Here is a 20842-nt window from a genome sequence, read left to right on the forward strand (position 1 = left end):
CGCCCCGATAGTTTTGTCGCGATATACATATGTACCACAACCCTCTTTTTCGGAGTGTTTTGATACGCCCCCTGACATTGCGAATTATCACGCTAGCGGGGACCCGTATTAACCACCGAGAACCATGGATATGTCATCACTGCTCACGCCCGAACCGCCAACGGCCTCATCACTGAGCCCAGTCCCATCCCCTGCCGAAAAACATGAAGGCTTATTGGGCGACTACGATTCTTTGCTCTCGCTGATCCGAAACACATCTCCCGAGAAGCTTGCCAGTACCTTGATTAAACCGACGCGTTGCTCTCCCATGTACTTGGAGGACGAGACCGGACAGCGCTCGCTACAGGCGTTGGCGCAACATGAAGACTACCGGGCATTGTGCAAAACAGTAGGAGCCTCCCCGTACAATTTAACCGTCACATTGAAAGACGGAAAAGCCGTCTACGAAACACGTCCGAGTAACAGCGAAGTCACCCTTCCAATTCCACTTGGCAAGCATCCCGTATGGGACGGGTGGCTTTCAAATATTGAAAGAACCGTACGAAAACTTGGCGGCCAGATTCGTCAGAATGGCGAGGTTACGTTCGCAAGAATGGCCTGGTTTTACGGGATCCCGCTCGCCGATCCGCTGGATGATAAACAACGCGAAGCCGCGATCTTGGCACTGGAAGAAAAGCGCGCCCGTCATTCATTGGGACTGGGCAACGCAATCCGTCTCGACGAACTGGGTCACGGCTCCGCCGTCAAGAACAAGTCCGTAGACGATCTGATTATGGAGACGATGGGTGAACACCTTCCGCAACTTCGTACATCGTTACTGGCGCACCTTAGCCCGATAGACATAGCCAGCCTGACGATCGAGGAGTTACGAGCTAAACCATCGTTTTATCTCGAAAAAATCCTGCTGTCGGAAAAGGCTGAGGCGTTGACGGAGGCGCTGTTGCGAGCCTTGGAATGGTACGGCGGTCATCACGGCGAAGACAGTGCTCCAAGCGTACGAATCAAATTGCTGGTCAAAGCCATTGATCTTTGGTTATTGGCCGGGAAAAACGAGCCAGAGGGTGCTATCGCCGGCTATCAATGGCAGGCGCCCTCCAATTGGGGCAAGAGCTACGAAGCGATATGGCTGGCGTTCGAGTCATATCTACGTACCTCGGAACGCGCTTCATCGGTGAATGAGTCGGTCTTGCTGGCCTGCTTGTATCGCTCATCGTTTCCCCTGGAATTGCAGATCCCCGACATTCCCGCGGAACTGCCCTACCGGAGCTCGACTGTTTGGGTCAACTTTGTCCATGGCGTCCAGCTTGCCAATGCCATTGATCCAACGCTGCTGCTGCGACTGAGCGTCCAGCAACTGATGGACCTGCCCAACGAATACATTGATGAAGGCAACGCCGAAGATCTTAAACTCGCTTCAATCACAAGACTCCAACCCGCTCTGGACTGGGCGGTTACCAACGGCTTCGTTCCTGAACGTACCGATGCAGACTACTCGGTGCAGACCATCGAAAAGGCCATGCGAAAACTCGATGAGGCCATCGCCCATTTAAGTCGTGCTGTCACCGATCTCGACAAAAGGCCGCCCGACAGACTGAAGATCGCGACACTAGAGCTGACAAAGCTATTTGGGCATAGCCGTTTCTTGACGGGATGGAAAATGGAGAGAGAGGCGTCCGCTTTCTCCATCGGGAGTGGTACATGGAAAACCGGTCCGTCATTCCACTCCCGATATTCGCTTGTTGATGTGTATGCATCTGGAGAGTTGAGCAAGGCAAAGTGGTTCATCAACCCGCCACAGACGGCGTGGTTGACCCTATCCGAAGAGGGCATAGTAGATACCAATCTTTTCGGTCGCCAGCTCAAAGGAAAGACACTGCCAAACATAGAAAACCTATTCGACACCCAACTCAAAAATTATATCAAGCTCATTAGCAGCGCCTACCAGCAATTGATCATTCACCAAATCGCCTCGCTTCCTTTGATTGATCGGCGGGCATTGGAATACGGCACCATCAAGCTCTACAGCCTCAGACAACCAACCGGTGATATGGGCGGCGTCATAGGAGTCGAAGAAGAAACACTACCCCTGCGCGCCCGCTGCGGTTTTATTTTAGAAGCCACTTACGATGGCAAGGTAACTTACTACGAACTTGTGCCGCGAGCGGGCGTCATTCGTCCCCGCCCGGATATCGCGCCGCACCATATCGGCGCAACGACAACGTTCGGACCACAGATGAACCCTGCCGAGCAAATAGCTCCCGGCATTTTTTGGTCGTTCCAAGATAAAAATAAACACTTGCCTTTTGATTGGAACGCTCACATCAACGGAACAGTTCCCGAAAAAAACATGCAATGCCAAGCTATCATGGATCAAATTGGCGGCACGCTGGGTAAATTAATGAATAGCGATCCCCCCGACATTTCACCTGCCACTTTGGAATCAACGTCCATCCAGTCGATCGCCAATCACATTGCCGACCGGCTCCTTTTTATTGACGAAGCGGAGTTGCGCCGCGCCTGTTACGGCCAAACCGAATTTGACCGCCAACAGGCGAATCTTGACAAGCTAATAAGCGTAATAAAGTCATTCATTCCATTCTGGGAAAGCATAGAGAACCTGAGCTCAGGTCAAAGAAAGAAAATAAATGAGGGTTTGTTGGGTTTAACCCTTGACCTCGCAGCCTTCGTATTTCCCTTTGGGAAATTTGCGTCCGGTTCCATGAAGATAATCAGAGTGGGGGGCAAACTTACCTTCACTAAAAAACTGCCTTTACTTGCAAAAAACGTAGGCGTTCTCCTCAATTCCACCTTGAATCCACTTGATGGCATTCCCTCGCTGCTTAAGGCGGGTGGCCTGAGCCTGTTCAGACTCAGCAAAAAAGGTTATCTAAGCCTCAAGACATTAAGCGGCCGAGCAGGTCGCTACGACTTTTTGCAAGGCGTGCCGCAAGCGACCGATCCGGGCCGATGGCGTCCTCTGTCGACAAAAGATCGACTGGCCACGGTCTATGAAATTGAAGATGCCCCGGTGCGTAATATCGCCTCCCACGGCAAATCCGACTTTCGCTTGGTCGACCCTTTGTCCACCAAACCCTACGGGCCTGCCCTGACGACTGAACATTCCGGATTGTCGTTGGGCCCTTCCCGATACGACCTGTTGGGCAAAACCGAATCCAATAGTCTCTTCAAGATTCCTGGCAATACCCAGGTGAAAGAAGTGCTGGAAGTCGACGGTAGCCGGACCTTCTATTTGGATGACGTTCCTTATCGATTGGAAGACGGCGCCCTGCGCAGGGTCGACACCTTGGACATCACTAAAAACTTTAGGAAATTGCCATGCCGCTAAATAAAATTTGCAGTTCTTACTCGCTGACCGGCGATATTTTCGAGCGCCCTGTCTTGGGAACAGTCAGTTCAGAAAAGAGCTGGGCACCCTGGTTTGGCGACGTTCTCGTCGAACCAGCGAGCATTAGAGATAGAGCCATATTCGATTATCAAGGAAAGATATATGAATTCAAAAATGGCACGCACATCAGATATACAGGTAAACCAGAATGGATCTACCTGCCTACCAGAACCCCCAAACCTAAGCTAACAATAGACGTAACGATAGAATTTCAGACGGGTATATATGCCGGCATCAGGGTCACCGGCACCGCAGAGGGTATCAACGACGTCCATCGAATCGGGGCAATCATCGTGCCCTCTCTCGATGAGAAATTCAATTACATCTTCACCCGACTAAATGACAACTACTACGCATTTAGACTCTCGGCCACGAATGATACCAAAACATTGAAACTGCTAAAACAGGAGCCCAGTGCGTGGAAAGAAGGATACGGAGAGGAGTTGAAACGAATTTATGATGGTTCACTCAATGCAAACAACATGGCTCGGGTACACGGTATAGAAAAAGTTGAACAAGCGCTGAAAAACATGGACGATTTCTCGATCCCTATCGGCGTCACCCCAGCCCCGCCCAAAAACATGAAATGGATAACAGTCGACACCTCCCCTGCCGAAGCACTTCTATTTGATCATCGCACGAGAATGATGGTCGTCGAACTGCCCAACGGCACCTCCTTATGGAAACCCGCCACGTCCGCCCCAAGGCAGGCGACGAACATGACCACTTCCGTTTTCGGCGCACTCTTCAAAAAAGAATCCCTCCCTATAAACGAGGCCATGACAGCGCTGCAGAATATCCTTCCAAGGTATAAAAAAAATATAGCATTCGCCCACCTTGTCCTTGCTTCAGGAAAAACCGAAGTCTATGTCAGCGTCTCCGGCGTCAACGATTTTACTCGGCATTTACCCTTGTTCAATTCCAATCCCAGACAAGTAGAAGTCAATGGAACCAACTACTTTAACATGGATGAGATTGCGGGCCCTGTTGTGCCCACCTCCCTTTCAATTGGCCCAGATAACAGGGTGCTATCGATACCACACTCGAGTCGTTCGGACGTACAGGGTCAAGTGACCTCCGCTGACAGCGAAAGCAAACTGGTCGGTTTCATCCGTGAAAAATATCCCAATAACGCAGATATCCGTTCAATGACCATTGCCACGACGCTGCCTCCGTGCGATTCCTGTGCGATCGTCATGAAGGAATTCGGTCATTCGCGTGGAGCAGATTCGTTGAACGTTATATGGGGTGAACGCCGTCAACCTTGAGAGCTGAGCCAGCGCTTCACCCGAATCACATTCCAGGCATTCAATGCCGTTGCAAATGCCCATAAAGCCTGGCGTACAAACCACCATCGGCAATCAGCTGCTGGTGGTCGCCGTCTTCGGCGATTTGTCCGCCGTCGAACACCAACACACGGTCAGCCTGTTTTACCGCGGACAACCGGTGCGCAATGATCAACGTCGTGCGTCCACTCAGGAACCGCGCCAGTGCCTGATGAAGGTTGTATTCCGTGGCGGCGTCCAGCGCCGAGGTGGCTTCGTCGAGGATTACCACCTTGGGTTCCGCCAGCACCATCCTGGCAATCGCGAGACGCTGGCGCTGCCCACCGGATAAACGAACACCGGAACGCCCGACGACGCTGTCCAGGCCGTTGGGCAATTCCCGGATCGTGCTGTGCAGCTGGGCAATTTCCAGCGCCCGCCAACAGGCCTCGTCACTGCGTTCACGGCCCATGGTCAAGTTAGCCCGCACCGTGTCGTTGAACAACGCCGGATGCTGCAGCACCACCGCGACATTTTCCCGGATGGTTTCCAGGCCGATTTCCTGCTGGGTCGCGCCGCCGAACCGGATGCTGCCGGCCTGCGGCGTGTACAGGCCCAGCAACAGTTGCACCAAGGTACTCTTGCCGCCGCCGCTGGCGCCAACGATCGCGACCTTCTCCCCCGGCGAAATGGACAGGTTCAGTTGATCGAGCACCATTTCCTCGCCATAGCCGAACCTGAGCCCTTGGATGTCGATGCCGACGGTGTCGCGCCCCTTGAACGGGTTGGCGCCGCCGCGGTACTGCGGCTCGTCGGCCCGGGCCAGCAATTCATTGATGCGGTTCAAGGCGCCTGATGCCGCGTAGTAGGCGTATTGCAGGTTCAGCAGTTGCTCCACCGGGCCGATCATGAACCACAGGTAGCTGAACACCGCGAGCATCTGGCCGACGGACAGGTCGGAAAACAGCACGGTGAGCATGGCCGCGGCGCGGAAAATATCGATACCAAACTGAAACAGCAAACCGCTGGCACGGTTCGAGGCATCGGTTTTCCACTGCGAATTCACCGCGTAGTCGCGCACTTCCCGGGCACGCATCCCCAGTCGGCCGATGAAGAACCCCTGGCGGTTGCCGGCCCGCACTTCCTGGATAGCGTCCAGGGTTTCGGTCAGGGCCTGGGTAAAGCGCGAGGTGCTGTCATTTTCCAGTTTCTTCAGGTGCTTGACCCGTTTGCCCAGCTGCACCGTGGCATAGATCACCAAGGGATTGAACAACAGGATCAGCAGCGCCAGCTTCCAATGCATCCACATCAGGATGCCGGCGGTGCCCACCAAGGTCAGCATGGCGACCAGGAACCGACTGAGGGTTTCGCCGACGAACTTGTCGAGGGTGTCCAGGTCGGTGACCAAGTGCGTGGTCACCGTACCGCTGCCGAGGCTTTCATATTCACCGAGGGAAATACGCTTGAGGCGCTCGATCAGCCGGATACGGATGCGATAGACAATATCCTTGGCCAAGCTGGCGAACAGTCGCGCCTGCAAGACGTTGAAGAGCAACGCGCCGCACCGCAGCATCAACGTCACCAGCAGCATCAGCCCGATGTAACCGGCCGCGCTTTGCCAGGCTGTCGGCAGCGCATTGTTCATGATTTTCAATGCCGCATCGCCGTGGCCCAGCAGCACTTCGTCTACCAGCAGCGGTAACAGCAGCGGGATCGGTACGCTGCATAAGGTCGCCAGCACGGCGACGCCGTTGGCGATCCACAGGGCTTTCTTGTGCGTGAGGGCCAGGCGACGAATTTCCGCCCAGCTCAAGCGATCGATGCGGCGCGTGGCGGGTGCGCCATCATCGGGCAGGTCAGGCACAGGCCGCGCGCTCCAGCCAGCGCCCGAGCAACGGCGACAATTGCTCCAGGGGTTGGTAGCCGTTGGTCAGTAAGGCCAACTGGCCGTCGCGCTCGGCCAGCAGCGTGGGAAACCCGGCAATGCCCAAATCTTGTACCCAGGTGAAATCAGCGGCCGTGGCTGCATGTTGTTCGGCGCGGTCGAATGCTGCGGCGAACTCAATGCGGGGCAACCCGGCCTGCTCGGCCAGTTCCACCAGGACGCTGGCGTGGGTCACGTCGCGACCTTGCACATAAAACGCCTGCTGGATCAGCTTCAGCAGCTTCCAGGCCAGGTCCGGCGCCAGGCTGCGCGCTGTCACCAGCGCCCGACACGCGGGTTCGGTGTCGTAGACGAAACCGTCCGGCAGCGCGCCTTCAAGCTTGAACGGCTGGCCGGTGGCCTCGGTGACCGCCTGCCAATGTTCAAGAATATAGCGCCGGGTCGTCGGCTCCAGGGCCGAACCGCTGCCGGTGCGCAAGCCGCCCACGACCAAGTGCAACTCCACGCCCGCGGCCTGGGCCTGCTCGGCCAACGCCTCGGCCACTGGCGCGAAGCCCCAGCACCAGGAACACATCGGGTCCATTACATACAGCAGGCGCGACGCCATGGCTCAAGCCTCGGAAGATGATTGCTTGTAGTTGTAGCCGATTGGATGGGGCATGTTGCGTGCCTTGGCCAATTCGATCTGCTTTTGCCGGTCGATGGCGCTACGACGGGTCTTCTCGCTCAGCTTATCCCAGCAATGCGGGCAGCTGATGCCCGGCACATAGTGTTGCGACGCGCGATCTTCCACGCTCACCGGGGTACGGCAGGCATGGCATTGATCGTAGTCGCCTTCGCTGAGGTCATGGCGCACGGTCACGCGGTTGTCGAACACAAAGCAGTCACCGCGCCATTTGGTTTCTTCCTGGGGCACCTCTTCGAGGTACTTCAGGATGCCGCCCTTGAGGTGATAGACCTCGTCGAATCCTTGGCCAAGCATATAGCTCGAAGCCTTCTCGCAACGAATGCCACCGGTGCAGAACATGGCGACTTTCTTGTGCTTGGCGGGGTCGAAGTTGGCTTTGATGTACTCGGGGAATTCGCGGAAGCTGGTGGTCTTCGGATCGACGGCACCTTCAAAGGTGCCGATCGCGACTTCGTAATCGTTGCGCGTGTCGATCAGCAAGACTTCCGGATCGTTGATCAGCGCGTTCCAGTCCTGTGGCTCGACATAGGTGCCGACCTGCTTGTTCGGGTCCACGCCTTCCACGCCGAGGGTGACGATTTCTTTCTTGAGCTTGACCTTGGTGCGGTAGAACGGCTGTTCGTCGCAATACGACTCTTTGTGGTCGATGTCGTCCATGCGCGGATCGTTCTTGAGCCAGGCCATCAAGCCGTCGATCCCCTCGCGGGTGCCGGAAACGGTGCCGTTGATGCCTTCTTCGGCAATCAGCAGGGTGCCCTTGATGCCGTTGTCGAGCATCGCCTTGAGCAGGGGCTCGCGCAGCTCGACGTAATCTTCCAGGGTGACGAACTTATACAGTGCCGCCACGACAATCGGTGGTGTCATGGGTATTTCTCCAGGTGGCTACCCTCGCAAAGGGTGAACCGGATATAGAAAGCAGCGGCAAGCTACAAGCTTCAAGCGACAAGCTCAAGCCCTACGCATAGCTTGTCGCTTGAAGCTTGTCGCTGGCTACTGCCGATTGCCGGCACAGGTCGGCGAAGCCGGCGCCGCGTCGATTTGCGCCCATTCCCCGGGCGTGTAGGTGTGCAGCGCCAACGCATGAAACTCGCCCATCAGCTCGCCGAGCGTGCCGTAGACCTTCTGGTGACGCTTGACCCGGTTGAGCCCTTCGAACTGCTGGCTGACCACCACGGCCTTGAAGTGGGTTTCTTGGCCACGGCTGTGCATGTGGCTTTCGTCCAACACTTGCAGGTGCTCGGGCTGCAGCAGCCCGAGGGTCGATTCGATGCGTTGTTGCATGCTCATGCCAGGGCTCCGCTTATGGCTTTTTCTTGGCCGGGGCGGCGGCTTTTGGCTCGAGCTCGGCGGTCATGTCCGCCAGCAGCTTGTTGACCACCGGTACCGCGCTTTCCAGCTTGGCCTGGGTCAGTTGGGCCGATTGCTGGGTCAGCTGGGGCATTTTTTCCAAGACTTTCTTGCCCAGGGGCGACTGGTAGAAGGACACCAGGTCCTTGAGCTCGGACTCGCTGAAGTTGCTGGTGTAGAGCTTGACCATGTCCGGCTTGAGCTTGTTCCAGCCGATGGCTTGGTCCAGCGCGGCGTTGGCCTTGGCCTGGTAAGTCTCGAGGGTGGCTTTTTTCGACTCAGGTGCCTTGGTCTGTTCAAAGCGCTGGGCGAACATCTGCTGGACTTGCATGTAGACCGGGGTACCCAGCTTGTCGGCATGCGCCAGGGTCAGGAACGCTTCGGCACTGGCGTTGTGGCTGGCGGTATCGGCAAGAACAGGGCCGCTGGCACACACCAGAGCAACTGCGGTACAGATGGCACGAAGACGGGTCATCGAGTTTCCTTATCTAACAGGCGAGGCAAAACCCCAAGGGCGACCATTCTGCGCCTAAAAAACGCCAGGGCTCAACCCCGTTCCTCGCAGGGTCCGATTGACGGACCGAACCGTCCCTTCCTAGATTGAGGGAACCCATGTCGCCCGTCTGGGCCTAAACTGCGCATTCAGACCAACAGGAGTTTGACCCGATGAGCCGTATCGAAACCGACAGCCTTGGCCAGGTTGAAGTCCCGGATGAAGCCTATTGGGGCGCCCAGACACAGCGCTCCATGATCAATTTTGCCATCGGCGATGAACGCATGCCGCTGTCGGTGCTGCATGCCCTGGCGCTGGTCAAGAAAGCCGCCGCCAGGGTCAACGACCGCAATGGCGACGTGCCCGCCGACATCGCCCGCTTGATCGAACAGGCAGCCGACGAGGTGTTGGCCGGCCAGCATGACGACCAGTTCCCGCTGGTGGTCTGGCAGACCGGTAGCGGGACCCAGAGCAACATGAACGTCAACGAGGTGATCGCCGGACGCGCCAACGAGCTGGCGGGCAACCCGCGCGGCGGCAAGAGCCCGGTGCACCCCAACGACCACGTCAACCGCTCGCAGAGCTCCAATGATTGTTTCCCCACCGCCATGCACATCGCCGCTGCCCAGGCCGTGCACCAGCAGTTGTTGCCGGCCATCAGCGAATTGTCGGGCGGCCTCGCGGAACTGGCGGCGCGCCATATGAAGCTGGTCAAGACCGGTCGCACCCACATGATGGATGCCACGCCAATCACCTTTGGCCAGGAGCTGTCGGCCTTCATTGCCCAGCTTGACTACGCCGAACGGGCGATCCGCGCGGCATTGCCGGCGGTCTGCGAGCTGGCACAGGGCGGCACCGCAGTGGGCACCGGGCTCAACTCGCCCCATGGCTTCGGCGAAGCGATTGCCGCTGAATTGGCAGCGTTGTCCGGCTTGCCGTTCGTCACCGCGCCGAACAAGTTCGCCGCGCTGGCCGGCCATGAGCCGCTGACAACACTGTCCGGCGCACTGAAAACCCTGGCCGTGACCTTGATGAAAATCGCCAACGACCTGCGCCTGCTGGGCTCCGGGCCACGGGCCGGGTTTGCCGAGGTGAAACTGCCTGCCAACGAGCCAGGCAGCTCGATCATGCCCGGCAAGGTCAATCCGACCCAGTGCGAAGCCTTGTCGATGCTGGCGTGCCAGGTACTGGGCAACGACGTGACAATCGGTTTTGCCGCCAGCCAGGGGCACTTGCAATTGAACGTGTTCAAGCCGGTGATCATCCACAACCTGCTGCAATCGATCCGCCTGCTGGCCGACGGCTGCAGCAACTTCCAGCAGCACTGCATTGCCGGCCTCGAACCGGATGCCGAGCAGATGGCGGCGCACCTGGAGCGTGGGTTGATGCTAGTGACGGCACTGAACCCGCACATCGGCTACGACAAATCCGCCGAAATCGCCAAGAAAGCCTACGGCGAAGGGCTGACCCTACGCGAAGCTGCGTTGCAGCTGGGGTATCTGACCGATGAGGAATTCGATGCCTGGGTCAGGCCGGAGAACATGCTGGAGGCCGGTAGCCAGGGCTGAGTCCTACTGACCAGTGAGTTCGTTCCCGCGCCCCGCGTGGGAACGATCATCAGGCGCTCTATCGTCCTGCAACCATCCGCTCGCGCCGAGCCCTGAGCCCGGCGATCAGCGATGGACCCAGCGCAACCAGCGCCGAGCCCAACACCACCAATACCGCCCCGCCATACCCCAGCAGATTTATCTGCTCGGCATGCACGTAGTCCGGCCACCACCAGGCAGCCATTGCCACGGCGGCGAACGTCACCAGCGGCGTAATCGCCAGGGTCGCGCTGACTCGCGAGGCTTCCCAATGGGCCAGCGCCTCGGCAAACGCGCCATAAGCGATCAGGGTGTTGAGGCAGCAGGCGAGCAACAGCCAGCCTTGCAAGGGGCTCAGTTGCAACGCCTCCAACGGGTGCACCCAAGGCGTGAGCAACAGCGCGCAAAACAGGTAGATCACCATCATCACCTGCAACGAATTCCAGACCGTCAGCAATTGCTTCTGGCCCAGGGCATAGAACGTCCAGACAGTCGAGGCCAGCAATACCAACAGAACGCCGGCGGTGTACTCGCTCAAGGACGTCAACAGCTCAACAAGGCGCTGGTTGAAAAACAGCGCGAAACCGATCAGCAGCACCAGCAAGCCGATGCCCTGCCCCACGCTGAAACGCTCCTTGAACACAAACAGGCTGGCGACCAACAACATGATCGGCCCCATTTGCACCACCAGTTGCGCGGTGCCTGGGCTCAAGCGGTTCAGGCCCATCAGGTACAACACATAATTGCCTACCAGCCCCAGCACCGCCATGCCCACCAGCCAGCCGCCACGCGGGCCGAGCACCTTGCGGCTGGGCAGGCGTCGGGTAGCCGCCAGGTAGGCGAAAAGCAGGCCGCCGGACACCGACAGCCGAAACCAGGTGACCGTGACCGGATCCATCACTTGCAGCACTTGCTTGAGCTTGATCGGCAGGATTCCCCACAACAAAGCGGTCAGCAGGGCGAGGAACAGGCCATAGACCCAGCGACCGGACGAAATGTGCATGCAACCCTCGAAGCCAAGACATGAACGCCCATTCTAGGCTCGGATCGCTCGGCGACACAGGGACAATTAGATCTGCGCCGCTACCGGGATTGTACGGGTCGCAGCCGTCGATCGGCTGGGCAGGCGCAAATCAATGCCAACACATATGCTCAGTTGAGACGACCCAGCAGGCCCTATGGAGACCCGAAATGCCAGGAACGCGCGCGCAGGATACCGACGCCCCAAAGACGATTTTCCGCAGCGACCGGATCTGCCGGATCAATGGCGAGTTTTACTTCAGTACCCGCGAAGGCACACAGGAGGGTCCGTTCAACAGCCGCGAGGAGGCGGAACAGGAAATAGCGTCGTATATCCAGCGGATGATGCAACTGGCCAAGGTCACTGAGAACCCCGTGGCGAGGGAGCCTGCTCCCGCGGGGCCGCAAAGCGGCCCCTCTGCTGTCCATCCGTAACTATCGACCCATTGACGACTGCTTCGCAGCCGAGCGGGAGCAAGCTCCCTCGCCACAAGAGCCGTTGGAAGCAGCGGCTATCGAACCGCCTCGAACAACCCCGTCGCCCCCATCCCGCCGCCCACGCACATGGTCACGACGCCGTAGCGCAGGTTGCGTCGTTGCAGCTCACGCACCAGATGCCCGACTTGTCGCGAGCCGGTCATGCCGAACGGGTGGCCGATGGAGATCGAGCCGCCGTTGACGTTGTATTTCTCGTTGTCGATCTCCAGCCGATTGCGGCTGTACAGGCACTGGGACGCAAACGCCTCGTTGAGCTCCCACAAATCGATATCGCCGATCTGCAAACCCTTGGCCTGGAGCAATTTGGGCACCGAGAACACCGGGCCGATGCCCATCTCGTCCGGCGCGCAGCCAGCCACGGTAAAGCCGCGGAAAAATGCCTTGGGCTTGAGCCCCAACGCCAGGGCTTTTTCCAGGCTCATCACCAGAGTCATCGAGGCGCCGTCGGATAACTGCGACGAGTTGCCCGCCGTCACCGAGCCGTCTTCGGCGAACACCGGTTTTAGCCCGGCCAGGCTTTCGTAGGTGGTATCGGGGCGGTTGCAATCATCGCGCTCAACCACGCCTTCAACGATCTGCACCGCACCGGTGTTCTTGTCCTCGACCCGGTATCTCACCGTCATCGGCACGATTTCATCGTCAAACAACCCGGCGGCCTGGGCCCGGGCCGTGCGCTGCTGGCTCTGCAAGGCGTAGCGGTCCTGCTCCTCACGGCTGACCTGGTAACGGCGCGCGACGATCTCGGCGGTCTGGCCCATCGGAAAATAGATCCCCGGCACCTGTTCCTTGAGCAGCGGGTTGATCAGGTTGTCGGTATTGACGCTTTTCATCGTCAGGCTGATCGATTCCACGCCACCGGCGACAATGATCTCGCTGCAGCCGGAGGCGATCTGGTTGGCGGCAATCGCGATCGCTTGCAGGCCGGAGGAACAGAAGCGGTTCAGCGTCATACCGGCCGTGCCGATGCCCAACTGCGAGAGCACCGCCACGTTGCGTCCGATGTTGTAGCCTTGGGCGCCTTCGTTGGAGCCGGCGCCGACAATGCAGTCCTCGACGCTGGCCGGGTCGATCCCGTTACGCGCCAACAGCGCGTTGACACAATGCGCCGCCATGTCGTCCGGACGGGTCATGTTGAACTTGCCGCGAAAGGACTTGGCCAAACCCGTTCGTACACTGTCGACGATCACCACTTCACGCATGGCGGCACCTCATTGTTGTTATCGGTTAAGAGTGGATTCGAGGATAGATCCACTGCATAACCGAACGCGACAATCATTCACCCCGCGTATGCGAGCCCATCGTGCTACTTCTTTTTGTGCGCCTGCTTGGCCGATCGCTCGAAGGCCTGTTCCAGTGCTTCATTGATCGTGCGCAACACCTTGACCCGAGCCCAGCGCTTATCGTTGGCCTCCACCAGGGTCCAGGGAGCGATTTCAGTGCTGGTGCGATCGACCATGTCGCAGACCGCCGACCGATAGGCGTCCCACTTGTCGCGGTTGCGCCAGTCGTCCTCGGTGATCTTGAAGCGCTTGAAAGGGATTTCCTCGCGCTCCTGGAAACGCGCCAACTGGGTTTCCTTGTCGATGGCCAACCAGAATTTGACCACCACCACGCCGGCGTCGGCCAGTTGTTCCTCGAAATCGTTGATCTCACCGTAGGCTCGCAGCCAATCGGCGCGGCTGCAGAAGCCCTCGACCCGCTCCACCAGCACCCGGCCATACCAGGAGCGGTCGAACATGGTGAACTTGCCCCGTGCCGGGATATGTCGCCAGAAGCGCCACATGTAGGGGTGGGCTCGCTCCTCCTCGGTGGGCGCGGCAATCGGCACGATGCTGTACTGGCGCGGATCGAGCGCCGCCGCGACCCGACGGATCGCCCCGCCCTTGCCCGCCGCATCGTTGCCTTCGAACACCGCCAGCAGGGCGTGCCGGCGCATGCGTTTGTCGCGCAGCAAACCGGCGAACCGCGCCTGCTCGGTGATCAATTGTTCTTCGTAATCGGGTTTATCCAGGCGCAGCGTCATGTCCAGGCTGTCAATCAACGTGACCTGGCCATCCAGCGCCGGCAGTGGCGCCACGTTGCCTTTTTCCGGCTTGACCTTGGGCCGGTCCAGGGCCTGGCGCAGCCCTTCGAGCAGGATGCGACCGACAGCGAGGCTGCGATAACAGGCATCGGCGCCTGCGATCACGTGCCATGGCGCATAGTCGCGACTGGTGCGGCGCAGCACGCGCTCACCGTATTTGACGAACTTGTCGTAGGTCTGGGATTGCTGCCAGTCGAGCGGACTGATGCGCCAGCTGTGCAAGGGGTCGTCCTTTAGACTTTTCAGGCGGGCCTTCATCTGTTTCTTGGACAGGTGGAACCAGAACTTGAAGATCAACGCGCCTTCATCGCAGAGCATCTTCTCCAGGCGTTCGGCACCGTTGATCGCCTGGTCGAGTCGCGGGTCCTTGAACTCGCCGTGCACCCGCCCTTGCAGCATCTGGCTGTACCAATTGCCGAAGAAAATTCCCATGCGCCCCTTGGCGGGCAGCATCCGCCAGTAGCGCCACGCCGGCGGCCGCGCCAGTTCCTCATCGGTCTGCTGGTCGAAGGTACGCACTTCGATCAACCGTGGATCCATCCACTCATTGAGCAACTTCACTGTCTCGCCCTTGCCCGCGCCTTCGATGCCGTTGATCAGGATGATGACCGGGAAGCGGCCTTGCTGGTGCAGCTCGAATTGGGCTTCGAGCAGCGCCTCGCGCAGCGCCGGCTCTTCGGCTTCAAAGGTTTCTTTATCAACGACGTGACCGATTTCAGCGGACTCGAACATGGGCAGCTCCTTCCAGGAATGGGGCAAGACTAGCGGATTGGATTCGCCCCTGCGCAGCAGATTCCCTTCAGACCTGCCCACGCTTGCCGTGGATCAAGCATTGCCCCGCCGATCGGCTAGAATGGCGACCTTGTTTTGACCGAGCCCACCATGACGCCCATCCAGCACCACGCCCAACTCGACTGGGATGACCAGGGTCTTCCACGTTCGCGGCTGTTCGACGATGTGTATTTCTCCGACCGGTCGGGCCTGGAAGAAACCCGCTACGTGTTCCTTGCGCAGAACAACCTGGCCGAGCGTTTTGCCGCGCTGGCGGACGATGGGCGCCTGGTGATCGGCGAAACCGGGTTTGGCACCGGGCTGAATTTTCTCTGCGCCTGGCAACTGTTCGAGCAATGCGCACCGGCCGGGGCGCGACTGCATTTTGTCAGCGTCGAGAAATTCCCCCTGGGCCCCGAGGATTTGCGCCGGGCCTTGGCCTTGTGGCCTGAGCTAAAGTTTCAGGCTGACCAACTGCTGGGGCAGTACGTCGCGATCCACCAGGGTTTCCAGCGCATGACCCTGGCCGATGGCCGAGTGACGCTGACCTTGTTGATTGGCGATGCCCTGGAACAACTGCCGCAACTGGACGGGCCCATCGACGCCTGGTTCCTCGACGGCTTCGCGCCAGCGAAAAACCCCGAGATGTGGACCGCCGAGCTGTTCGCCGAATTGGCGCGGCTCGCGGCGCCCGGCGCCACCCTCAGCACCTTTACCAGCACCGGCTGGGTGCGGCGGCGGCTCAACGCGGCGGGCTTCAAGATGAAGCGCACGCCGGGCATCGGTCATAAATGGGAGATTCTTCGCGGCGTGTTTCTCGGCTGGCCGGAGCAAGCACCAGCGCCAGCGCTGGCCAAACCCTGGTACGCCCGCCCCGCTCCCCACAGCGGCGAACGCCGGGCCTTGGTGATCGGCGGCGGCCTGGCCGGTTGCGCCAGCGCGGCGAGTCTCGCGGCCCGAGGCTGGCAAGTGACGTTGTTGGAACGCCACGCCGGATTGGCCGAGGAAGCGTCCGGCAATCCCCAGGGCGTGCTGTACCTCAAGCTGTCGGCCCACGGCACAGCGTTGTCGCAGATGATCCTCAGCGGTTTCGGCTACACCCGTCGATTGCTGGAACACTTGCAGCGAGGCATTGACTGGGACAGTTGCGGCGTCCTGCAATTGGCCTTCAACGACAAGGAAGCCGAGCGCCAGGCGCGACTGGCCGACGCGTTCCCAACCAACCTGCTGAAGGTCCTCGATCGCACCGAGGCGCAGGCGCAGGCGGGGATCGGCCTGGCCTGTGGCGGCCTGTTTTATCCCGAGGGCGGCTGGGTCCATCCGCCAGCCTTGTGTCGCTGGCAAGCCTCGGACTCGGCAATTGCATTGCTACCACACCATGAGGTACTGGAACTGCGGCGTGTCGACGACCAGTGGCAGGCCTGGGATGGGCAACGTTGCGTGGCCAGCGCCCCGGTGGTGATCCTCGCCAGTGCCGCCGAAATCAAACGCTTCGCACCGGCCGCCGAACTTCCTCTCAAGCGCATTCGCGGACAAATCAGCCGCCTGCCCCAAACCCCCCGCAGTCAAAGCCTGGCGACAGTGGTCTGCGCCGAAGGCTACGTGGCCCCGCCGCGCATGGGCGAGCACACCCTCGGCGCCAGCTTCGACTTCAAGAATGACGACCTGACCCCCACCGCCGCCGAGCACGCCGGCAATCTGCAGATGCTCGAAGAGATCTCCCTCGACCTGGTGGATCGCCTGGAAGCCAGCGCCCTGGATCCTGAGCACCTCGAAGGCCGTGCGGCGTTTCGCTGCACCAGTCCGGACTACCTGCCGATTGTCGGGCCGCTGGCCGATCTGGGGGAGTTCACCGAAACGTATTGCGCCCTGGCCAAGGATGCCCGCCAAGTGCCGGACCATCCATGCCCTTGGCTCGATGGCCTGTACGTCAACAGCGGCCACGGCTCACGGGGCTTGATCAGCGCACCGCTGTCGGGCGAACTGATCGCCGCCTGGCTGGACAACGAACCGCTGCCATTGCCACGAAGCGTGGCCGAAGCCTGCCATCCGAACCGATTTGCGCTACGGGCGTTGATTCGGGGCAAGGCTTGACGCAAACCTGTCCCACCCGTCGGCTTATAACGCATTGATATAAAACTCACAGCAATCCCACCGGTCAGTTTCAGAGTACCCGCCCTTCTGGCGCGTATGGCTTGACCCCTCCCCAACGGAAAAACCGGTAAGGACTTATGTGCGGATTAGCTGGAGAGTTACGTTTCGATCAACAACCTGCGGACCTTGCGGCCGTAGAGCGAATTACCCATCACCTGGCCCCTCGCGGTCCTGACGCGTGGGGGTTCCATAGCCAGGGACCGATTGCCCTCGGCCATCGTCGCCTGAAGATCATGGACCTCTCCGACGGCTCGGCGCAGCCGATGACCGACAATCAATCGGGCCTGGCACTGGCATTCAACGGTGCGATCTACAACTACCCGGAACTGCGCGCCGAACTCGAAGGCCTGGGCTACACCTTCCATTCCGGCGGCGACACCGAAGTGCTGCTCAAGGGTTATCACGCCTGGGGCGAAGCCCTGCTGCCCAAGCTCAACGGCATGTTCGCCTTCGCCATCTGGGAACGCGACGCCAAGCGGCTGTTCATCGCCCGCGACCGCCTCGGCGTGAAGCCGCTGTACCTGTCGCGTACCGGCCAGCGCCTGCGCTTTGCCTCGGCGTTGCCAGCGCTGCTCAAGGGCGGTGACATCAACCCGGTGCTCGACCCGGTGGCGCTCAATCATTATCTGAATTTCCACGCCGTCGTCCCTGCGCCGCGTACCCTGTTGGCGGGCATCGAGAAACTGCCGCCCGCGACCTGGATGCGCATCGAGGCGGATGGCACCACCGAGCAGAAAACCTGGTGGACGCTGCCCTACGGCCCACGGGCCGATGAGCAGAATCTGAAGCTGGAAGACTGGATCGACCGCGTGCTCGACAGCACCCGCGAAGCCGTCGCCATTCGCCAGCGCGCCGCCGTCGATGTCGGCGTGTTGCTCTCGGGCGGTGTGGATTCGAGCATGCTTGTGGGCTTGTTGCGCGAAGTGGGCGTCGAGGACCTGTCGACCTTCTCCATCGGCTTCCAGGACGCCGGCGGCGAGCGCGGTGACGAGTTCCAGTATTCGGACCTGATCGCCAAGCACTACGGCACCCGGCATCACCAGTTGCGCATCGATGAAAAAGAAATCATCGAACAACTGCCCGCGGCATTCCGCGCCATGAGCGAGCCGATGGTCAGCCACGACTGCATCGCTTTTTACCTGTTGTCGCGGGAAGTGGCCAAGCATTGCAAAGTGGTGCAAAGCGGCCAGGGCGCCGACGAACTGTTCGCCGGTTATCACTGGTATCCCCAAGTGGACGGCGCCAGCGACCCGTACGCCGCCTATCGCGCGGCCTTCTTCGACCGCAGCTACGAAGAGTATGCCGCTACCGTGCAGCCCAAATGGCTGACGGCCAACGACGCGGCCGGTGACTTCGTCAAGGAACATTTCGCCCAACCGGGCGCCGATGCCGCAGTCGACAAGGCCCTGCGCCTGGACAGCACCGTGATGCTGGTGGACGACCCGGTCAAACGCGTGGACAACATGACCATGGCCTGGGGCCTGGAAGCGCGCACGCCGTTCCTCGACTACCGGCTGGTGGAACTTTCAGCCCGAGTGCCAGCTGAATTCAAGCTGCCCGATGGCGGCAAGCACGTGCTCAAGGAAGCCGCTCGCCGGGTGATCCCGAGCGAGGTCATCGACCGCAAGAAAGGCTATTTCCCGGTGCCGGGCCTCAAACATCTGGAAGGCAACACGCTGGCCTGGGTTCGTGAATTGCTGCTGGATCCGAGCCAGGATCGTGGCTTGTTCAACCCGACCATGCTCGACCGTTTGTTGACCGACCCCAATGGCCAGCTGACGCCCCTGCGCGGTTCGAGGCTGTGGCAATTGGCGGCGCTGAACCTGTGGCTCAGCGAGCAAGGAATCTGAAATCATGAAACCCCACCCGACCCTTCACAACCAACGACTGTTGCGCGGCCAGCCACCGTCCTATGAACGCCTGCAAGCACGCCTGGCCGAAGACGGCAGCGAGCTGGGCGCCGCCCCGATCGCGGTGCACTGTGGCTGGGGCCGATTGCTGATCGGCCATACCTTCCCGGACCCGGCGAGCCTGGCCCAGGAACTGCTCAACGAACAACCCGGCGAACGCGACATCGCCTTGTACGTCGCCGCGCCCCAGCAAGTGCTTGGGCTAGAACCGGCGCATCTGTTCCTCGATCCTTCGGACACCCTGCGCCTGTGGTTCAGTGACTACCGACAAGCCACGCGGGTGTTTCGCGGTTTTCGGATTCGCCGAGCCCAAGGCGATTCCGACTGGCAAGCCATCAATCAGCTTTACCAGGCCCGCGGTATGCTGCCCATCGATCCCCAGCGATTGACCCCGCGCCATCAGGGCGGCCCGGTGTACTGGCTGGCCGAAGACGACGACAGCGGCGCGGTGATCGGCAGCGTCATGGGCCTCAATCACCAGAAGGCCTTCAACGACCCGGAAAACGGCAGCAGCCTCTGGTGCCTGGCGGTGGACCCGCAGTGCTCGCGCCCCGGCGTTGGCGAGGTGCTGGTGCGTCATCTTATCGAGCACTTCATGAGCCGTGGCTTGAGCTACCTCGACCTGTCAGTGCTGCACAACAATCGCTTGGCGAAGAACCTCTACGCCAAACTTGGCTTTCGCAACCTCTCGACCTTCGCCATCAAGCGCAAGAACGGCATCAATCAACCGCTGTTCCTGGGGCCTGGCCCGGAGGCGGAATTCAACCCGTATGCGCGAATCATTGTCGATGAGGCGCACCGTCGCGGCATCGAAGTGCAGGTGGATGATGCCGAGGCCGGGCTGTTCACCCTGGTACATGGCAGCCGGCGCATCCGCTGCCGGGAATCGCTGAGCGACCTGACCAGCGCCATCAGCATGACCTTGTGCCAGAACAAGAGCCTGACCCACAAAGTGTTGAAGAACGCTGGCCTGAATTTGCCGGCCCAACAACTGGCGGGCAATGCCGACGACAACCTGGCGTTTCTCGATGAGCACGCGCGCGTGGTGGTCAAGCCGCTGGACGGTGAACAAGGCCAGGGCGTGGCGGTGGATCTTCAGACGATCGAAGAAGTACAGGGCGCCATCGAAGCGGCGCGCAAATTCGACAGCCGCGTGCTCCTGGAAAGCTTCCATGAGGGGCTGGACCTGCGAATCGTGGTGATCGGCTTTGAAGTGGTGGCAGCGGCCATCCGGCGACCGGCGGAAGTGATCGGTGACGGCCAACACAGCATCGGCGCGCTGATCGAAGCCCAGAGCCGCCGACGCCAGGCTGCCACAGGAGGCGAAAGCAAGATTCCGATGGACGCCGAGACCGAACGCACGTTGCGTGCGGCCGGCTACGACTATGACAGCGTGTTGCCCGCAGGCGAGCATCTGTTCGTGCGTCGTACAGCGAACCTTCACACCGGCGGCGTGCTGGAAGACGTGACCGGCATTCTTCACCCGACCCTGAACGATGCCGCCGTACGTGCCGCGCGGGCGCTGGACATTCCCATGGTCGGTCTGGACCTGCTCGTGCCTGCGGCCGATCAGCCGGAGTACGTGTTCATCGAAGCCAACGAGCGCGCCGGCCTGGCCAACCACGAACCGCAACCTACCGCAGAACGCTTTGTGGATATGTTGTTTCCCCATAGCCAGGCGGCGGTCTGAAATATCTTTCCGTGGCGAGGGAGCTTGCTCCCGCCGGGGCGCGAAG

General features: G+C 60.0%; 14 protein-coding genes and 1 pseudogene. 7 read left to right on the forward strand and 8 right to left on the reverse strand.

Going from position 1 to position 20842, the window contains the following annotated elements:
• The first annotated feature begins 130 nt into the window (after positions 1-130).
• Together J3P95_RS17475 and J3P95_RS17480 are read left to right on the forward strand one after the other, a co-directional pair.
• On the forward strand, positions 131-3346 hold the full coding sequence (locus J3P95_RS17475; protein WP_434580330.1) for a hypothetical protein: 3216 nt from the start codon (positions 131-133) through the stop codon (positions 3344-3346).
• Positions 3337-4674: a deaminase domain-containing protein gene (locus tag J3P95_RS17480; RefSeq protein ID WP_434580329.1), complete on the forward strand. Its 1338-nt coding sequence runs from the start codon at positions 3337-3339 to the stop codon at positions 4672-4674. The genes J3P95_RS17475 and J3P95_RS17480 overlap by 10 nt, the downstream gene beginning before the upstream one ends.
• A gap of 40 nt (positions 4675-4714) precedes the next feature.
• Here J3P95_RS17480 and J3P95_RS17485 read toward each other — a convergent pair whose 3' ends face one another.
• The 5 genes from J3P95_RS17485 to J3P95_RS17505 all read right to left on the reverse strand — a co-directional run bounded on the left by J3P95_RS17485 (position 4715) and on the right by J3P95_RS17505 (position 9066).
• On the reverse strand, positions 4715-6535 hold the full coding sequence (locus tag J3P95_RS17485) for an ABC transporter ATP-binding protein (RefSeq protein ID WP_434580328.1): 1821 nt from the start codon (positions 6533-6535) through the stop codon (positions 4715-4717).
• Positions 6528-7130, reverse strand: coding sequence for a DsbA family protein (locus J3P95_RS17490; protein ID WP_434563881.1), 603 nt, complete (start codon positions 7128-7130; stop codon positions 6528-6530). Before J3P95_RS17490 ends, J3P95_RS17485 begins: the two co-directional genes overlap by 8 nt.
• 36 nt (positions 7131-7166) lie before the next feature.
• Positions 7167-8108 (reverse strand): rhodanese-related sulfurtransferase, encoded by a 942-nt coding sequence (locus J3P95_RS17495; RefSeq protein WP_434580326.1) that lies wholly within the window; start codon positions 8106-8108, stop codon positions 7167-7169.
• A 126-nt stretch (positions 8109-8234) separates the two neighbouring features.
• Positions 8235-8531, reverse strand: coding sequence for a BolA family protein (locus J3P95_RS17500; protein ID WP_434580324.1), 297 nt, complete (start codon positions 8529-8531; stop codon positions 8235-8237).
• Positions 8532-8544: 13 nt separating this feature from the next.
• On the reverse strand, positions 8545-9066 hold the full coding sequence (locus J3P95_RS17505; protein WP_030141033.1) for a DUF2059 domain-containing protein: 522 nt from the start codon (positions 9064-9066) through the stop codon (positions 8545-8547).
• 191 nt (positions 9067-9257) lie between these two features.
• Here J3P95_RS17505 and J3P95_RS17510 point away from each other — a divergent pair, with 191 nt between their 5' ends.
• Positions 9258-10652, forward strand: a complete 1395-nt coding sequence (locus J3P95_RS17510; protein ID WP_434557991.1) for a class II fumarate hydratase — start codon at positions 9258-9260, stop codon at positions 10650-10652.
• A gap of 58 nt (positions 10653-10710) precedes the next feature.
• On the opposite strand, the gene J3P95_RS17515 is transcribed toward J3P95_RS17510, so the two are convergent.
• Positions 10711-11673, reverse strand: a complete 963-nt coding sequence (locus tag J3P95_RS17515; protein ID WP_434580322.1) for a DMT family transporter — start codon at positions 11671-11673, stop codon at positions 10711-10713.
• A gap of 188 nt (positions 11674-11861) precedes the next feature.
• Between J3P95_RS17515 and J3P95_RS17520 the strand changes: the two are divergent.
• Positions 11862-12053: pseudogene (locus J3P95_RS17520) on the forward strand (DUF6316 family protein); the annotation flags it as partial.
• Positions 12054-12202: 149 nt separating this feature from the next.
• Here the strand turns inward: J3P95_RS17520 and J3P95_RS17525 are convergent.
• Positions 12203-13387, reverse strand: a complete 1185-nt coding sequence (locus J3P95_RS17525) for a thiolase family protein (RefSeq protein ID WP_434580320.1) — start codon at positions 13385-13387, stop codon at positions 12203-12205.
• A gap of 104 nt (positions 13388-13491) precedes the next feature.
• Positions 13492-15003 (reverse strand): polyphosphate:AMP phosphotransferase, encoded by a 1512-nt coding sequence (pap, locus tag J3P95_RS17530; RefSeq protein ID WP_434580318.1) that lies wholly within the window; start codon positions 15001-15003, stop codon positions 13492-13494.
• Positions 15004-15153: 150 nt separating this feature from the next.
• Between pap and mnmC the strand changes: the two genes are divergently transcribed.
• The 3 genes from mnmC to ngg all read left to right on the forward strand — a co-directional run bounded on the left by mnmC (position 15154) and on the right by ngg (position 20796).
• Entirely contained in the window at positions 15154-17136 is a 1983-nt protein-coding gene (mnmC, locus tag J3P95_RS17535) for a bifunctional tRNA (5-methylaminomethyl-2-thiouridine)(34)-methyltransferase MnmD/FAD-dependent 5-carboxymethylaminomethyl-2-thiouridine(34) oxidoreductase MnmC (protein ID WP_434580317.1), read from the forward strand.
• A gap of 137 nt (positions 17137-17273) precedes the next feature.
• Positions 17274-19046 (forward strand): N-acetylglutaminylglutamine amidotransferase, encoded by a 1773-nt coding sequence (locus tag J3P95_RS17540; RefSeq protein WP_434580315.1) that lies wholly within the window; start codon positions 17274-17276, stop codon positions 19044-19046.
• Positions 19047-19050: 4 nt separating this feature from the next.
• Entirely contained in the window at positions 19051-20796 is a 1746-nt protein-coding gene (ngg, locus tag J3P95_RS17545; protein ID WP_434580313.1) for an N-acetylglutaminylglutamine synthetase, read from the forward strand.
• The last annotated feature ends 46 nt before the right edge of the window (positions 20797-20842 follow it).

The sequence above is a fragment of the Pseudomonas sp. Z5-35 genome, assembly GCF_051131945.1.
Lineage (GTDB): Bacteria > Pseudomonadota > Gammaproteobacteria > Pseudomonadales > Pseudomonadaceae > Aquipseudomonas > Aquipseudomonas marvdashtae.